We start from the raw sequence: 16,780 nt of genomic DNA, 5'->3' as shown, positions 1-16,780 counted from the left end.
AAAGAACTCACGACCCTTGATTACTCAAACGCCGCTCTTTCGTACTACCGAGGCGCATGGACAATTCCTCGGACGGGACTTTAACCCGCTAGCTAAATTACTGTTACTGCGAACACCTGACCCCTTTACTTTCGTTACTTTTTCTGAAGTACAAAAAACTGCAACGCAATGGCTTTTAACTTACAAAAACGAAAGCCAGCACATGAGATTGGGCGGCATCACCCCGAAACAAAAACTAGCATTACATGCCCAGCTATCTAGTTTTAAGTGAGCTTAAAAATGGTGGGACTACCAATGGAGCTCCGAGCTTGGTTTAGGGAGCTACTGATTTACAGTGGATCATCGTTCTTTGAAAGAACACGGTTCTGTTTGTGGTTAGTATATAAACTTTATATGGCTAATGAAATTCAGGGTAGCGTAAAAAACTACGAAGGGATTTCTATCTTTTATAAAGATTTACGGGAATTTCAATCTGCAAATTGGGTAACTTAAGACACTTGCTTTAAATTAAATAGGAATTTATTTAAATGAAAATATTTTCAGCCTGCTTTCCATCCATTAATAGCCGCAAGGAAAATGAAAAAGAAATTTCCGTTGATGCGCTAGACAAAAAAATCCACTCTGCCATTATTAAAAACCATTGTATTTCGAAATCCGCATGTCATCATACAGCAATAGAGATTGCCTTGTTTGATGGCAAAATAGGGAAAGAAACAAAGTCTGAACTATATAAATCTCTGGAGAATAATTATTCACAACGATATAGAGATATTATGGAAATTGGGGAGAACAACACAAATAGTAGTTTAGTTGTGGATCAAAAGCAGAGTGGATTTCTTAATTTTATCAAACAAGACGGAGTCTTGTGTCATACGGCATATTTAAAGGCCAGTGATAATGGTAGTGTTGAATATTATCACACAAACTCCATGACAATTGACAAGGAAATCCTTGATGAATGTGGTTCTAATTCTATGTCACTAGTATCGGGATCAGGCATTACGCATTATGAAATGAACCACAATTCAATTTCTGCAATAAATAGAGTAATTTCATCAAATAACTGGAGTGTTTCTTTTACTCCGGCATCTTCACTGGCTGATCTGAATTAAATTTGGAGGCTGTAATCAGTTCAGGGCGACTTTCCTGACAGGGGGCGTACCAATGAAGCGCTTGATTTTCAACACATTTTAAATCGCATTTTTTTAATGTGTTAAATTAATTATATGTATTTACTTGTAAATAACTGGTAAATAACTGGGGTCAAATAACTAGGGTCAGAGTAAAGTTAAATCTGCTTACATCAGCTCTGAGGGTATGAAGCACCGCAGGATTTAAGCTTACTCTCTCCCCAGTCATTCGAGATAGCAGATAAGATCTGAGATAGCAATTGCGCTGAAATCCCATTGCCCTACCCGCCCAAACCCACTAAGCGATCATCAAATAATTGCAAAGCACGCCCCAATTGGGCAAGGGTAAATCCGCAATAATAAAGCCCCGATCCTATTGCTATCGGGGCTTTATTTAACTGATGTTATGGCTATTTAATCCGCCAATGCTTCTTCCAGCACTTCAATAAAGCGGGCGTTTTCTGCTGGTAGGCCAATCGAAACGCGCAGGGTGTTGGTTAGGCCGTAAGGGGCGAGTGGGCGGATAATTACGCCGCGTTGCAGCATAAACAGATTAAGCGCTGCGGCATCGCCACAATGAAAAGCGATGAAGTTGGCTTGGCTAGGAATAAAGCTTACGCCTAGGCGCACAAAGGCTGCTGTTAATTGCGCCATGCCTTCGCTATTGATACGCAGGGTTTCTTTTAAGAATTCTTCATCATCCAGCGCGGCTGTCGCTGCGGCTTGCGCAAGGCTATTCACATTAAACGGCTGGCGTACGCGGTTGATCATATCGGCCACTTCTGGTGAAGTGAGCGCCATGCCCACACGCAAACCGGCCAAGCCAAAGGCTTTAGAGAACGTACGCACCACGATAAGGTTGGGGAAGTCTTTTAACCAAGCGATTGAATCTGGGCGCTTTTCTGGGGTAAAGAACTCGGTATACGCCTCATCCAATACCACCAGCACATTTTTTGGGCAGTTTTGTAAAAACTCAAGTAAATCACCTGGCCTTGCCATGGTGCCGGTTGGGTTATTAGGGTTGGCAATCCAAACCACCTTAGTGCTTGGCACAATAGCGGCCTGCATGGCGTCTAAATCATGGCCGTAATCCAGCGCATTCACTTGAATACCCTGCGCGCCAACGGCCTGCGTTGCTAAAGGGTAAACAGCAAAGGCATATTGCGAATAAACCGCCGAATCGCCCGGTGCTAAGAATGCGTGGGCAATCAGCTCCAGCACATCGTTCGAGCCATTGCCTAAAACAATTTGCTCGGTTTTAACATTGTATTTTTTTGCAACTTTGCTTTTTAAATCAAAGCCATTGCCATCTGGATAGCGGGCTAATTCGTTCAACTCTTTTTCGATAGCCGCTCTGGCCTTGCTCCCCATCCCCAGCGGATTTTCATTTGAAGCCAATTTCACGATATGGTCAGGGTTTAAGCCCATTTCACGCGCCAATTCAGAAACCGGCTTACCTGGCTGATAAGGCGCAATTGAGCGAACATATTTTGGAGCTAGATCTTGCAAACTCATTTGAAAATCCTTTTTGCTATCCGACGAATCGGGTATAGAGGGGAACCACACACTGCCGCGCGATAAATTAAACGACAGCCTTAAAGTCAATCCAGCACAAATACTTTCTAAATACCTAATATGCTAAGTTTTCCACCACTGACCTTCTATTGCACTCGGCATATTCGCCAAAATATCCAATAAATTGCGTGGATCGGCTGCAGATTGCAATTTACTGTATTCTGCCGCAGCCAAAAAGCCCGCAGCTACCGTTTCTTCAAGGAATTTTGTGAGTGAATTGTAATAATTACCCGTATTAAGCAAGCCAACCGGCTTGCTATGCAGCCCGATCTGCGACCAAGTTAAAATTTCAAACAGCTCATCCAGCGTACCAAAACCGCCTGGCATGGCGATAAAGCCACTGGCTAACTCGGCCATTTTGGATTTGCGGCTATGCATCGAATCCACAATATGCAACTCAGTGCAGCTCTCCAAAGCCAGCTCTCGCACCGCCATAAACTCTGGGATCACCCCAACGACCCTACCCCCTGCATTCAAACACGCCGTGGCTACTTCGCCCATCAGGCCAACGTGGCCGCCACCGTAAACAAGGGTGATTTCGCGCTCGGCTAAAGCCACGCCTAAATCCCGCGCCGCGGCCGTAAACTCAGGCTTAAGGCCGTGTTTAGCACCACAAAAAACAGCGACTGATTTCATTTTTTACCTTAGTTATTAAAACGATGCCTCAGCTAGCCTTGATAAAGCGCTAAACCTTGAACCACAGAGTAAAACGAGCACACAGAGCACACAGAGACTCCCCCTTCAAACCTCGCTTTCTCTGTAAAACTCTGTGCTCTCTGTGTGCTCTGTGGTTTAAGATTTTGCCTACGCAGCATTAAGCGGATGCATACTTATAATCAGGAAACCACACCTACCGCTGACAAAACAATGCCGCTCCCGTAAGAGCGGCATTGCATTTAGCGACGTCAGATTTAAATAACAGCGACGGGATAGGAGCCTAATACTTTGACAAAAGCAGCCACATCACTCAGCTCGGCCAAAGCGGCTTGTAATGGCGCACCGCTCACATGCCCTTCTACATCCACAAAGAACACGTATTCCCACAGACCGGCTCGACTAGGGCGGGATTCGAATTTATCCATTGAAACACCGTTTCTTGCCAGTGGCTCAACCAAGGTATGTAACGCACCAGGGCGATTAGGGGCGGAGATCACTAGGGAGGTTTTATCCCGCCCGCTTGGGCCCACTTCCTGCATGCCCAACACCAAAAAGCGCGTGGTGTTGTTTGGCTCATCTTCGATGTTTTGTGCCAGGCTGATCAGCGCGTAGTTTTCTGCAGCCGCATCGCCAGCGATAGCCGCAGAAGATTCATCTAAGCTGGCCAACCGTGCTGCTTCGGCATTGCTAGAAACCGAGACCCGCTGCACCTCGGCAGGCAGGTTTTTATTTAACCACTCATGGCATTGCGACAAGCTTTGCGCGTGCGAATAAACCCGTTGCAATCCTGCCTTGCCTTCCACCTTGCGCAGCAAATGATGATGAATGCGCAGCACCACTTCGCCACAAATCTTAAGCGGGGTATTGACCATTAAATCCAGCGTGCGGCCCACCGCGCCTTCGGTAGAGTTTTCTACTGGAGCCACCACATAATCGGCGGTTTTAGCTTCTACCACGCGAAACGCTTCGTCAATCGAGCTGCAAGCCATAGTATGCGCCGCATGGCCAAACTGCTTAATTGCCGCAGCTTGGCTAAACGTGCCTTCTGGCCCCAAATAGGCAATGGTTAGCGGGCGCTCCAGCGCGAGGCAAGCCGACATAATTTCGCGGAACAGCTTGGCCATGGTTTCGCCGCTTAATGGGCCTTTGTTTAAAGATTTTACCCGCGATAAAACCTGCGCTTCGCGCTCTGGGCGATACACAATGCCGCTGCCTTTAATCTCACCAATAGTGCGGGCATGGCTAGCACGCTGGTTGAGCAGCAGGATGATTTGTGCATCGATGGCATCGATGGCATCGCGATGTTGGCTTAATTGTTCTTCGCTCATTGATCTAGCGGCCTGTAAATAACAATGGAATATTTATGAATTAGGGAATTGCAGTACGTTGAGCAAATTAATCAATATGGTTAAATCTTAAACCACAGAGAACACAGAGACCCACAGAGTTTCACAGAGGAAATAAAGTACAGCTCTAAGTAGTTCTCTGTGATCTCGTTTTTCTCTGTGGTTCAAGGTTTAGCGCTATGTCACACCCAGCTTATATATAACTTCAGCCCCCGCCCTAGCCCATCGCACACCGAATTAGCCGTGACTTTTTGCAAAAGTGCGCATGTATTCGCATAACACACGTACGCCTTCGATGGGCATGGCGTTATAAATGGAGGCGCGCATTCCGCCTACAGATCGATGGCCCTTTAATTGCAATAAGCCAGCGGCCTTAGCTCCCGCTAAGAAATCATCGTCTAATTTCTCATTTTTCAAATTAAACGGAACGTTCATGCGCGAGCGAAAAGGTTTATCCACTGGGCAGTGATAAAAACCATTCGATGATTCGATGGTTTCATACAGCAAAGAGGCTTTTTCAATGTTTTTTTGCTCAACTGCCGCCAGCCCACCTTGATTCAACAACCATTTAAACACCAGCCCCGCCACGTAAATACCAAAGGTAGGCGGTGTGTTGTACATGGATTCGGCATCGGCGTGCACGCTGTAATCCATCATGGTTGGGGTATTGGCGCGAGATTTACCTAGCAAATCTTCCCGAATAATGGCGATACAAAGACCAGACGGGCCAATATTTTTTTGCGCACCGGCGTAAATCAAGCCAAATTTAGAAACATCCATAGGGCGAGATAATATCGTTGACGACATATCACAAATCAGAGGCACTTCGCTTTTTGGGATTTCAGCAAACTCAACACCACCAATGGTCTCATTGGCACAGTAGTGCAAAAGCGTCGCTTCTTTAGAGCGTTGCCAAGTCGATTCGGCAGGCACATAGCAAAAGTTGCGATCTTCGCTTGAGGCAATCACATTGACCTTGGCAAACCGCTTCATTTCTTTAATGGCGATTTTGGACCAGTGGCCGGTATTAACCACATCAATCGTGCCGTTTTCGGGCAGCAAGTTAAGCGGGATCATGGAGAAATGCAGATGCGCTCCGCCTTGCAAAAACAGCACTTTATAATTTTTAGGAATGCCCAGTAGTTTTCTAAGGTCGGCTTCGGCCTCATGGATAATCTGGGTGAATTCTTTACCGCGATGGCTCATTTCCATCACGCACATGCCCGAGCCGTGCCAATCGGTTAGCTCTTGTTGCACAGTGAGCAATACTTCACGGGGCAAAACAGCGGGGCCGGCAGAGAAATTATAAATCTGAGTCATGGCGTTGATCCCTTAGGCAAGTAGAAAATGGGCGCGGGCAACCGCGACTGGCTTGCTACGATCATCCTGCCAAGCGGTCATCAGCACATTGGCGACGCGCTTACCTTGGCGAATAATCTCACACTGGCCGTAAAGCTCCGCTGGCCGCCCAGTGCGTAAATAATCAATAGAAAAATCAATAATCTTTGGCACGCTTTGCGCCTCAGAAGCCCACATCACGTGCAAAATAGCGGCGTTTTCTAAAAAGCCACCAATCACACCGCCATGCAGTGCAGGCAAGATGGTGTTGCCAATATTGTGTTTTTGAAACGGCAAGAAAAACAGCGGCTGGCCATCTTGTTCGCGGCTTTGAATACCCAGCAATTTGGCATAGGGCACGGCATCAACTGCGATAGAAAGCGATGCAAAATCAGTAATAGGCGGGCTCATGCGGCCACCTTGCGGGCTAATCGCCCATAAACACCGTTAAGCACCTCAAGCGTGATTAAATTCATGACACCACCTCGCGTGCAGAGTTGCGCATAAAAGTACCTACGCTATAGGCAATCGGATCATTAATATCATCCTGATAAGCCGTGGCACGGGTAAAAGCGATCTGCTTAGTAAGTTTATAGCACTCGGCAGTACAGTAAATGGGGAAATCAGGCTTAGCTGGGCGCAAATAATCAAGGCGTAAATCTAAAGTGGCGATCGCTTCCAGCTCGGTCAGCATGGTGTAAATTGCCCCAGCGCTGGTTGAATCCACCAGGGAAGTAACAACCCCACCATGAATCACCCGCGTTGCGGGGTTGCCAATCAGCTCATCTTTAAACGGCAGGCAAACCGTCATGCTGCCGTAGTGTGCGTCACCAAATTTAAAGCCCAGTACTTGGCAATGCGGCAGGGTCATAAACCAATCTGAAATTTGTTTAAATAATGCAGGTGATGCGATCGGCTTTTTTTCGCTCATTGACCATCCCTTATTTTTAAAGGCATCCACACACAACACTGGCCTGTCATGCAGGCCAGTGTTGTATTGCGCTTAAAACAATTACTCGCTATCTGGCGCATCGCCCTCAGCAGCAGGTGCATCGTCTGTTGCAGCGGGGTTTTCTGTATCCACTGCATCAGCAGCTACTTCACCCTCTAGCAGCTCTTCATCGCCTTCAAGATCATCATCTGAATCGGTTTCGCATACTTTTTCGAGACCAGACAAATGCTCGCCTTCATCCAGATTAATCAAGCGTACGCCCTGTGCGGCGCGGCCTGTTTCACGGATTTCAGCCACCTTGGTGCGAATCAGCACACCACCCGTTGTGATCAGCATCACATCATCGCTATCTTCAACCAGCGTTGCCGCAACGAGCTTGCCGTTACGATCGCCGGTATCAATGGCGATCACGCCTTGCGTACCACGGCTAGTCAGGCGGTAATCGCCGACTGGCGTGCGCTTGCCATACCCGTTTTCGGTTGCAGCCAGCACTTGCTGATCGTCGCGCTCGGCCACTAGCAAGGAGATCACTTTCTGACCTTCTTGCAGCATCATGCCGCGTACACCGGTAGCAGTACGGCCCATGGCACGCACATCGCCTTCGTGGAAGCGTACTGATTTACCTGCGTCAGAGAACATCATGATTTGATCGCCACCATGCGTCAGCTCAACGCCAACGAGGTAGTCGTCCATATCCAAGCCAACCGCGATAATGCCTTTCTTCATTGGGCGTGAGAAATGCACCAAGGATGTTTTCTTCACGGTACCCATTGCGGTTGCCATAAAGACAAACTGATCTTCGGTAAATTCTTTAACCGGCAGAATTGCACTGATTTTCTCGCCATCTTGCAGTGGCAACAGGTTCACAATCGGCTTGCCACGGCTATTACGGCCGCCCTGAGGCACGTTGTAAACTTTCAGCCAGTACACGCGACCATGCGATGAGAAGCACAAGACATAATCATGGGTATTCGCCACAAATAGCTTGTCGATGAAATCGTCTTCCTTGGTCGCAGCGGCTTGTTTACCACGGCCACCACGGCGTTGTGAGCGATATTCATCCGCTGGTGTGGCCTTCATATAGCCACTGTGCGTCAGCGTCACCACCATATCTTGCGGCGTGATCAAGTCTTCTAAGCTGAGATCTTCGCCGTAGGCAATGATTTCAGACTTACGCACGTCACCAAACACGGTTTTGACTTCGTTCAACTCAGTGACGATGATTTCGGAAACGCGCTCTTCACGCGCCAAGATATCGAGTAAATCGAGCACTTTTTCCATCACATCGCGGTATTCAGCCACGATCTTGTCTTGCTCAAGGCCAGTCAGGCGCTGCAAACGCAGCTCCAAGATAGCTTGAGTTTGCACATCGGATAAACGATAGCCATCGGTCAAGCTAAAGCCGAATTCGAGCGCCAAACCATCTGGGCGCGATGCGCTGACATCGGTGCGGCTGAGCATTTCTTCAACCAGCTCGGAGCGCCAAGTGCGGCTCATCAAGCTCACTTTTGCTTCCGCTGGCGTTGGCGCAGCTTTAATCAAGGCGATAATTTCATCGACATTAGATAATGCAACCGCCAAGCCTTCCAGAATATGGCCGCGTTCGCGTGCTTTACGCAGCTCAAATACGGTGCGGCGCGTCACCACTTCACGGCGATGACGCAGGAAGCATTCCAGCACCTGCTTGATATTCAATAGGCGCGGCTGGCCATCGACCAGTGCCACCATATTGATACCAAAGCTGTCTTGCAGCTGAGTGTGCTTGTAGAGATTATTTAAAATAACCTCGGCCACTTCACTGCGTTTAAGCTCAATCACCACGCGCATACCGGATTTATCCGATTCATCACGGATTTCGGTAATGCCTTCGATGGTTTTCTCGCGTACCAACTCAGCAATACGCTCCAAAAGGCGCGCTTTATTGACCTGATACGGCAGCTCATCCACGATGATGGCCTGCTTATCGCGACTCACATCTTCGAAGTGAGTGCGGGCACGCATAATCACGCGGCCACGACCGGTGCGATAACCCTCGCGCACACCGTGAATACCATAAATGATACCGGCAGTCGGAAAATCAGGCGCGGGGATGATGTCAATAATCTCATCAATGGTTAGCTCTGCATTAGCCAGCAAGGCTAGGCAGGCATCAACCACTTCGGTGAGATTATGCGGCGGAATATTTGTCGCCATCCCAACGGCGATCCCCGACGAGCCATTAATCAACAGATTAGGCACGCGAGTAGGCAGAACTGTAGGTTCGAGTTCTTTTTCGTCATAGTTTGGGGTGAAATCGACGGTTTCTTTGTCGATATCCGCCAACAACTCGGATGAAATTTTTTCTAAACGACACTCTGTATAACGATATGCAGCGGCAGAATCGCCATCAATCGAGCCAAAGTTACCTTGGCCATCAATGAGGGGATAACGCAGGGAAAAGTCCTGCGCCATCCGCACGAGCGCCTCGTAGGCGGCGCTATCGCCGTGCGGATGATACTTACCGAGCACGTCACCAATCACGCGGGCACACTTCACATAGGAGCGATTCCAAACGTTATTGCTTTCATGCATTGCAAACAGAATGCGGCGGTGTACCGGCTTTAAGCCATCACGAACATCGGGCAATGCGCGTCCCACGATTACACTCATCGCGTAATCGAGGTAAGAGCGGCGCATTTCCTCTTCGAGACTTACCGGGATTGTTTCTTTGGCAAAGTTTTCGAGCATTAGATAGGGGCCGGGGCGTCATGTAATACGCACCACGCGTTTTTGACGACGGTGGTGCCGTTGCAATGCCACAACACATTAGTTGCAGCACGCGCGTTCGATCATCAAGTGTACCACGGGGGCGTAGATGCTCCAATTGACCCCATGCTTGAAGTGTCTCTCCACAACAAAATAGACACATTGCGGCAAAAATTACAGCCTTACTATTTGCCGCAAGCATTGTGAAACCATTAGAATGCAGCACGTGTATGGAAAAAAAGCCTTGACGGTTCCTCTCGCGAGGCTTATCCAGAACCTACAAGCAATATAAATATCAGCTTGCTAAACGATTTTCTAGGAGATTAAAAATGCTGTCGATCAAGCAATCCCTGACACGCCTTGCCGTTGTTGCTGCCTTAGGTGCTATGAGCACTGCTGCATTTGCTGGCGTAGAAGCTTACACACAGAATGCAAACACCACGGGTGGCGTTGTTAAAAATGGTATCGGCGAATGCTGGCGCACAGGTACTTGGACTAAAGAAGCTGCAAACGTTGAAGGTTGTGATGGCTACGTTAAACCAGCTGCTGTAGTTGCTCCCGTTGTAGTTGCTCCAGCTCCAGCTCCGGTTGTTGTTGCTGCACCAGTAATCAACACTAAGCACTTCACACTGAAATCAGACGTTCTGTTTGATTTCAACAAAGCAAGCCTGAAGCCAGCTGGTAAAGATGCTTTAGACAAGCTGTACGACGAAGTTAAAGCAATGGACCCTAAAGACGGCCAAGCTGTTGTAATTGGTTACACTGACCGCATTGGTTCAGACAAATACAACCAACCACTGTCTGAAAAACGTGCAAAATCTGTTGCTGATTACCTGATTACTAAGGGTGCTCCAGCAGGCCAAATCAAGTTTGAAGGCCGTGGTAAAGCAGAGCCAGTTACTGGCGACACATGCGGTAAGATCAAAAAACGCGCTAAGCTGATTGAATGCCTGTCCCCAGATCGTCGTGTTGAAATCGACATCAAAGGTACAAAAGAAGTTATCACTCCAGCTAAGTAATCCTTAGCCACGGCAAAAAGCCCCGCCAGTGCGGGGCTTTTTTCTATTTAACTTGAGCTTGGAGAAGCCCAATGCGTCAACTTGCTCTCACCCTTTTGCTAACACTGACGAGCCAAATCGCCTTGGCAGACGCGGCAAGCAGCCTTAAAGACTATCTAAACAATACCAAATCGATGCAAGCAAGCTTTAAACAAGTTGTGAGCGATAGACAAGGCAAAACACAAACCAGCAGTGGTATTCTTGCCATCCAACGCCCAGGTTTGTTTCGCTGGATGTCACAAAAACCTTTCGAGCAACTCCTGCTTGCTGACGGTAAACAATTTTGGGTTTACGATCCAGACTTAAAACAAGCCATTGTTAAAGATATTGGCAAGGCTCTAGAAAGTAGCCCTGCGGCGCTGTTGGCGGGTAATAATCAATTTGAGCGCCTCTACACCCTCAATGCACTCCCCAACAAAAACAATATCGAATGGCTAGAGGCCAAGCCTAAAAAAGCAGACAACTCCTTCGACACCATCAAGCTTGGCTTTAACCAAGGTCAGCTTACGCAGATGGAACTCCACGACCATTTTGGGCAAACCACCCGCATCTACTTTAGCGATATAAAAATCAATCCTAAAATTGATGCCAGTCAGTTTCGCTTCACCCCACCCAAAGATGCCGATGTAATTCGTGAATAAACACAAATATTCTTTTTCACCTACAAAATGCACGTAAAACACACATAAATCCGCATCGTTTACAGTTTGTTTTTTGTGTTTTATGTAAAAAACATGTGCTTGATATCAGTTAACCATCGCTAGGTATGCCATTTCAGTGAGTGATTTATTTTCCAATCTCGGCAAAGGACATATTCCACTTGCCGAGCAATTACGCCCAAAAACCATAGACGAAGTCGTTGGCCAGCAACATTTACTCGGCACCGGCAAGCCGCTAGCGGCCGCTATTTTAGGCGGAAAACTGCATTCCATGATTTTATGGGGGCCACCTGGCGTTGGCAAAACCACCCTTGCCCGCTTATTATCTGGCGCCTTTGATGTAGAATTTATTGCACTTTCGGCGGTTTTTTCTGGCGTAAAAGATATTCGCGCAGCAATGGAAGAAGCCGAAAACCACCGCAGCATGGGGCGGCACACCCTGCTATTTGTGGATGAAGTGCACCGTTTTAACAAGGCCCAACAAGACGCTTTCTTACCCTTTGTTGAATCAGGCCTTGTCACTTTTATCGGCGCAACCACTGAAAACCCTTCATTTGAAGTCAACTCCGCCCTCCTTTCCCGCGCTCAAGTTTATGTTTTAAACGCGCTATCAGAGGCCGAGCTGACCGAATTACTACTACGGGCCTGTCAAAAATGTCTGCCAGAGCTGACTTTTGAGCAGTCGGCCATCGATACCCTCACTGGCTTTGCCGATGGCGATGCTAGGCGCTTACTCAATTTAATTGAGCAATCTGCCACCGCAGCACTGGCCGCCAAGCGTGTACAAATTGATGCAGCCTTTTTAAGCGACACCCTCACCCTCAACGCCCGACGTTTTGACAAAGGCGGCGACTCGTTTTATGACCAAATATCCGCATTGCATAAATCAGTACGCGGTTCCAACCCTGATGGTGCGCTGTACTGGCTGACCCGCATGCTAGATGGTGGCTGTGACGCACGCTATTTATCACGGCGTATTGTACGTATGGCCTGGGAAGACATCGGCCTTGCCGACCCGCGCGCCATGCAGATCTGTAACGATGCTGCCACAACGTTCGAGCGCCTTGGTAGCCCAGAAGGTGAGCTAGCCCTCGCCCAAGCCGTAATTTACCTTGCCATCGCCCCCAAATCTAACGCGGGCTACTTGGCCTATAAAAATGCCAAAGCACTCATCGCCACAGACAAGAGTCGCGAAGTCCCCATACACCTACGCAATGCACCCACCAAGCTAATGAAAGAGCTTGGTCATGGCAAACACTACCGTTATGCGCACGACGAACCAGAAGCCTATGCAGCGGGGGAAAGTTATTTGCCTGAGGGTTTAGAAGACGTGCACTTTTATGAGCCGACGCCACGGGGCCTAGAGGCCAAAATTGCCGAAAAACTACGCCACCTTGCCGAGCTAGACGCCGCATGGCTAAAGCTAAATAAAATGTAGCTTAGGCACGATTTTATGCCCAGCCTGCGCATCAACTTAAACCGTTGCCATAACAAAATACGGCATTGCATCAAGATGCATCTTTTTGTTGGGGACGGGTGCAGCCCTCGTGCTTTTGCGGCACGAAAAAGATCTTTTCAACTTTGCTTAGCGCCCATGGGGCCTAGGACAGGTTAGAAGCTTGTGTCTGGACCAGACATAGCTTGGCAGACACACTACTAAGGCTCAAATCGATCACCAACTTGAGCCTTGGCATACCAAGCAAGTAATGCAGGAACAAGCTCCTCGCCATCGGCAGGGCCCCATGCGGCAAAGTCTGCTTCAGCAATCGGCTGATATGGGCCGTGCTTGACTTCAAAAATCACCCCACCCTGATCCAAAGACAATACCGCATGCCATACCCCCGCTGGGGTTTCTAATACAGCAGCTTCTGCCCCTAAAACACAACGCTCAATCACATAGCCTGCTTCATCAAAATGCAGCACGACAAATCGCCCCGCCAAAGGATAGAGCAGCTCCCAAGTATGCGGATGGCGATGCGGGCGCACCAAGGTATCTGGCTCCATCGCAATCGCCAGCCGTTGAATGGGGTCGGCTAGTTCGGCATGCATATTTAGATTGGCACGACGGCGTGGCGAGGCCTGCGCCGCATCAGCAAGCTGGGCGATATGGGCTGGGGTAATTTGTTTCATCGTAATTTACTCAGCAGCCGCAACAACGCGAATCAAAATTGCATCACCCACCTGCACCACTTGGCCAGCACGAATTTTGCACGCCTTACGCAGCTCTTGCTGCCCATCCACCTGCACATCCCCCGATGCCACAATCATCTTGCCTTGCCCACCAGAGCTGGCAACATTAGTGATTTTGAGTAGATTATGCAGCTCGATAAATTCATTACTCAGTTCTACTTCAAATTCTTGCATTTCATGATCTCTTATTTTAATGCCCAATTAAGGGCTGGAATGATACCCGTTTCTTAATAATTATTTTTAAAACTTCACCCGGTATAAACCAAACCGGCACGCAAGCGCCGTACAATACCTTGTAAATCCAGAGCATGATCGGCCTCTAATTTAGAAGCTAAAAATAATAATTTAATCCAATTTATTTTATAATTTTCATCATTACTTGCAAATACAATCACGTTATAGCTATTAAATGCACGGCAATACCATATACGGCCATTAAAGATGCGCTTTAAGCGTTCTAAATAAATACTTAATTTAGCATCCGTGCCCCATAAGTTAATCACTAATACACCTTGCTCTGAAAGCGCCATTCGGCAATGATCGTAATAAGATTCACTTGCCAGCTCGGCAGGTAGGCCCTCTTTGTTATACGCATCCAGCATAATCACATCGGCACTAGCTAAACCATCGGCCATGTATTTAACCGCATCTGCTTGAATAATTTCAAATCGCTGATTATCTTTCGGAATAAAAAATTCATTACGCAGCGCAATCACTTCATGGCTTATTTCTAAGGTAGTGACTTTACATTCAGACAAATGCCGATAACAATATTTAGGCAAAGACCCACCCCCTAATCCCACAATAAGCACATGGGCAGGCTGAGCGTTAAATAATAAAAATCCCATCATCGTTTGCGAATAACCCAATGCCAAAGCATAAGGATCATCGAGATCCATCGCACTTTGTGTCGATTGCTCATCAAAATGCAAAGACTTAAGACCATTTACTGTCGTAAGATAAAGGTCTTGCTCTAAATATTCAGGAATTGCGGTCATTAACTATGCCTAAAGAATTACCCACGCAGAATAAGCCATGGTTTTTATACCTGATCGAATGTCAGGATGATTCAATTTATACAGGAATCACTGTTGATGTAAAAAAACGCTACGCCGCACATGTTAGCGGCAAAGGCGCCCGCTATACGCGCATCCGCCCACCACAAAAATTATTGGCCGTGATTGAATTTAAAGACCGCGCTAGCGCTGCCAGCAGCGAGTACACCATCAAGCAATGGACGGCCGCACAAAAACGCGCTTTTGCGCAAAAACACAGCTTGAGTTAGTTTATGGCTGCTCGTCTTGCTCAACCCGCTCGCGAATGTGCACTGATCTTGCCAATAGCATCAATAAACCAGCCAAAACCATTAAAGCCGGAATCGCCAGCTTTAAGCCTAGGCCATGATAATCTTTAAGATACACGGCAAACCCTGTCGCAATCAGCATAGGAGCGGTCACAACACTAGATTTATTAATCCCTTCAAAAGCCAGTACGGCCACGCCTGCAGCAATCAAGCCCAAAATAATTAAGGTGCCCATTTGCGGCATAAGCTGCAGCTCATTCACCAGCCAGCCCGCACCAATTGCAATTAATACAATAGGAAATGCTGCACTGCGTTGCGTCATGATTTGACCTCCATTTTAAAAATTTCGCCCACAAAAAAATATAAACTCACGAGCAAATGCACATTGGAATCGAACTAGCCTATACCAGCGCTACTTGCTGCGCCCCTACGCGTTTATATTCCTAAACGTTGACCATCTCAAACAAATAAAAAAATGAGCAAGAGACATCATCAAGATAAAAAGTATAAAGTGAATCAAGCGCCCATCAGCGTATTACATTTTTTTTAGTGCGCTTAGTATTTCAAACCCACCAATCATTGTAATTTGCTAGTGCTTAGCTATAAGACAAGCCCATTACTTCGCGCACATCGCGCATCGTATCTCTTGCCATATCACGAGCAGCTTCACAGCCATCTGCCACAATACTTTTAAGCAAGGTGGGGTCTTCAACATAGGGCTGGGCACGCTCAAACATGGGCTTTTGCTCCGCAACAATCCCATCAATCACCGGCTGCTTACACTCAATACAGCCAATCCCTGCACTTTTACAGCCTTCTACCACCCACTGCTGCACCGCCTGATTTGAGTACACCTGATGCAGCTTCCACACAGGGCAACGCTCAGGATTACCGACATCGGTGCGGCGCGCACGCGCTGGATCAGTTGGCATTTGCCTGATTTTTTTTGCCACAGAATCAGCATCTTCGCGCAGACCAATGGTATTACCGTAAGACTTAGACATTTTTTGCCCATCTAAACCAGGCAAACGGGGCACGCTAGACAGCAGCGGCTGCGCCTCGGGCAAAATCATTTTGCCACCGCCCTCTAAATAACCAAATAAGCGCTCTCGATCGCCATAACTTAAATTTTGAGTATCTTGCAATAAAGCTCTAGCAGCCTCTAATGCTTCAACATTGCCATCCTGCTGGTAGCGAGTGCGTAAATCATCGTAAAGCTTGCCTTTTTTGCCGCCAATTTTTTTAATCGCAGCTTCGGCTTTTTCTGCAAAGCCGGCTTCTTTGCCAAAGACATGGTTAAAACGCCGCGCAATTTCCCGCGTCATTTCAATATGCGGCACTTGGTCATCCCCAACCGGGACTAAATTACTGCGGTATAACAAGATATCTGCGGCCTGCAGCAGCGGATAGCCTAAAAAGCCATAGGTATCCAAATCTTTATGGCTCAGATTCTCGATTTGGTCTTTATAGCTGGGCGCACGCTCTAGCCACGAGAGCGGCGTTACCATAGAAAGCAATAAATGCAGCTCCGCGTGCTCTGGTACACGGCTTTGGATAAAAATAGTTGCCTGTGCAGGATCGACCCCTGCGGCAATCCAATCAATCACCATATCCCAAACGCTTTTCTCTATCTCGCCAACATCATCATAATTAGTTGTGAGCGCATGCCAATCGGCCACCATAAACAAACAGGGATGTTCACTCTGTAGCTGCACCCAGTTCTTGAGCACACCATGATAATGCCCAAGATGTAGCTTGCCAGTGGGGCGCATGCCGGAGAGAACTCGATCGGGGAACATCGCAAATCCTATAAAGAGAAAAACCTAA

The 16,780-nt window shown here is 47.7% G+C and carries 17 protein-coding genes and 1 pseudogene; 6 read left to right on the top strand and 12 right to left on the bottom strand.

All coding sequences use genetic code 11. From position 1 onward, the window contains the following. Both R6242_RS12235 and R6242_RS12230 read left to right on the top strand, forming a co-directional pair. Positions 1–271: pseudogene (locus R6242_RS12235) on the top strand (hypothetical protein); the annotation flags it as partial. Between the two features lie 256 nt (positions 272–527). Beyond that, on the top strand, positions 528–1,112 hold the full coding sequence (locus R6242_RS12230) for a hypothetical protein (RefSeq protein WP_318427184.1): 585 nt from the start codon (positions 528–530) through the stop codon (positions 1,110–1,112). A gap of 432 nt (positions 1,113–1,544) precedes the next feature. Here the strand turns inward: R6242_RS12230 and hisC are convergent, their stop codons facing one another. The 7 genes from hisC to gyrA all read right to left on the bottom strand — a co-directional run bounded on the left by hisC (position 1,545) and on the right by gyrA (position 9,725). Beyond that, on the bottom strand, positions 1,545–2,645 hold the full coding sequence (gene hisC, locus R6242_RS12225; RefSeq protein ID WP_318427182.1) for a histidinol-phosphate transaminase: 1,101 nt from the start codon (positions 2,643–2,645) through the stop codon (positions 1,545–1,547). A 123-nt stretch (positions 2,646–2,768) separates the two neighbouring features. Beyond that, positions 2,769–3,341, bottom strand: coding sequence for a TIGR00730 family Rossman fold protein (locus R6242_RS12220; protein ID WP_318427179.1), 573 nt, complete (start codon positions 3,339–3,341; stop codon positions 2,769–2,771). Positions 3,342–3,616: 275 nt separating this feature from the next. Continuing rightward, positions 3,617–4,690: a prephenate dehydratase gene (pheA, locus tag R6242_RS12215; protein ID WP_318427176.1), complete on the bottom strand. Its 1,074-nt coding sequence runs from the start codon at positions 4,688–4,690 to the stop codon at positions 3,617–3,619. 255 nt (positions 4,691–4,945) lie between these two features. Continuing rightward, positions 4,946–6,028, bottom strand: a complete 1,083-nt coding sequence (gene serC, locus R6242_RS12210; protein ID WP_318427173.1) for a 3-phosphoserine/phosphohydroxythreonine transaminase — start codon at positions 6,026–6,028, stop codon at positions 4,946–4,948. A 12-nt stretch (positions 6,029–6,040) separates the two neighbouring features. Beyond that, positions 6,041–6,457, bottom strand: coding sequence for a PaaI family thioesterase (locus R6242_RS12205; protein WP_293932505.1), 417 nt, complete (start codon positions 6,455–6,457; stop codon positions 6,041–6,043). Between the two features lie 61 nt (positions 6,458–6,518). Continuing rightward, a complete protein-coding gene (locus tag R6242_RS12200) occupies positions 6,519–6,977 on the bottom strand; it encodes a PaaI family thioesterase (protein WP_318427168.1) in 459 nt (152 codons plus the stop codon). An 81-nt stretch (positions 6,978–7,058) separates the two neighbouring features. Further along, entirely contained in the window at positions 7,059–9,725 is a 2,667-nt protein-coding gene (gene gyrA, locus R6242_RS12195; RefSeq protein WP_318427165.1) for a DNA gyrase subunit A, read from the bottom strand. A 347-nt stretch (positions 9,726–10,072) separates the two neighbouring features. Between gyrA and R6242_RS12190 the strand changes: the two genes are divergently transcribed. From R6242_RS12190 to R6242_RS12180, 3 genes are all read left to right on the top strand, one after another. After that, entirely contained in the window at positions 10,073–10,762 is a 690-nt protein-coding gene (locus tag R6242_RS12190; protein ID WP_318427162.1) for an OmpA family protein, read from the top strand. Positions 10,763–10,833: 71 nt separating this feature from the next. Then, positions 10,834–11,442, top strand: coding sequence for an outer membrane lipoprotein chaperone LolA (gene lolA, locus R6242_RS12185; RefSeq protein ID WP_318427159.1), 609 nt, complete (start codon positions 10,834–10,836; stop codon positions 11,440–11,442). Between the two features lie 136 nt (positions 11,443–11,578). Continuing rightward, positions 11,579–12,898 (top strand): replication-associated recombination protein A, encoded by a 1,320-nt coding sequence (locus tag R6242_RS12180; protein ID WP_318427156.1) that lies wholly within the window; start codon positions 11,579–11,581, stop codon positions 12,896–12,898. A 218-nt stretch (positions 12,899–13,116) separates the two neighbouring features. Here the strand turns inward: R6242_RS12180 and R6242_RS12175 are convergent, their stop codons facing one another. The 3 genes from R6242_RS12175 to R6242_RS12165 all read right to left on the bottom strand — a co-directional run bounded on the left by R6242_RS12175 (position 13,117) and on the right by R6242_RS12165 (position 14,648). Beyond that, the gene (locus R6242_RS12175; protein WP_318427153.1) at positions 13,117–13,590 is read right to left on the bottom strand and encodes a WbuC family cupin fold metalloprotein; all 474 of its coding nucleotides are present in this window, start codon (positions 13,588–13,590) and stop codon (positions 13,117–13,119) included. A gap of 6 nt (positions 13,591–13,596) precedes the next feature. Continuing rightward, positions 13,597–13,824 carry an RNA-binding S4 domain-containing protein gene (locus tag R6242_RS12170; protein WP_293932491.1) on the bottom strand — a complete coding sequence of 76 codons (228 nt, stop codon included), beginning with the start codon at positions 13,822–13,824 and terminating at the stop codon, positions 13,597–13,599. A 74-nt stretch (positions 13,825–13,898) separates the two neighbouring features. Beyond that, on the bottom strand, positions 13,899–14,648 hold the full coding sequence (locus R6242_RS12165; RefSeq protein WP_318427150.1) for a transferase spermidine synthase: 750 nt from the start codon (positions 14,646–14,648) through the stop codon (positions 13,899–13,901). A gap of 5 nt (positions 14,649–14,653) precedes the next feature. On the opposite strand from R6242_RS12165, the gene R6242_RS12160 reads away from it, so the two are divergent. Continuing rightward, positions 14,654–14,935, top strand: a complete 282-nt coding sequence (locus tag R6242_RS12160) for a GIY-YIG nuclease family protein (RefSeq protein ID WP_318427147.1) — start codon at positions 14,654–14,656, stop codon at positions 14,933–14,935. A gap of 1 nt (position 14,936) precedes the next feature. Here R6242_RS12160 and R6242_RS12155 read toward each other — a convergent pair whose 3' ends face one another. Both R6242_RS12155 and R6242_RS12150 read right to left on the bottom strand, forming a co-directional pair. Further along, entirely contained in the window at positions 14,937–15,275 is a 339-nt protein-coding gene (locus tag R6242_RS12155; protein WP_318427145.1) for a hypothetical protein, read from the bottom strand. Positions 15,276–15,549: 274 nt separating this feature from the next. After that, entirely contained in the window at positions 15,550–16,752 is a 1,203-nt protein-coding gene (locus R6242_RS12150; protein ID WP_318427143.1) for a tryptophan--tRNA ligase, read from the bottom strand. Positions 16,753–16,780: the final 28 nt, after the last annotated feature.

This window comes from Iodobacter sp. CM08 (genome assembly GCF_033446605.1).
GTDB lineage: Bacteria > Pseudomonadota > Gammaproteobacteria > Burkholderiales > Chitinibacteraceae > Iodobacter.
This window is presented reverse-complemented; position numbering and strand designations above follow the sequence as displayed.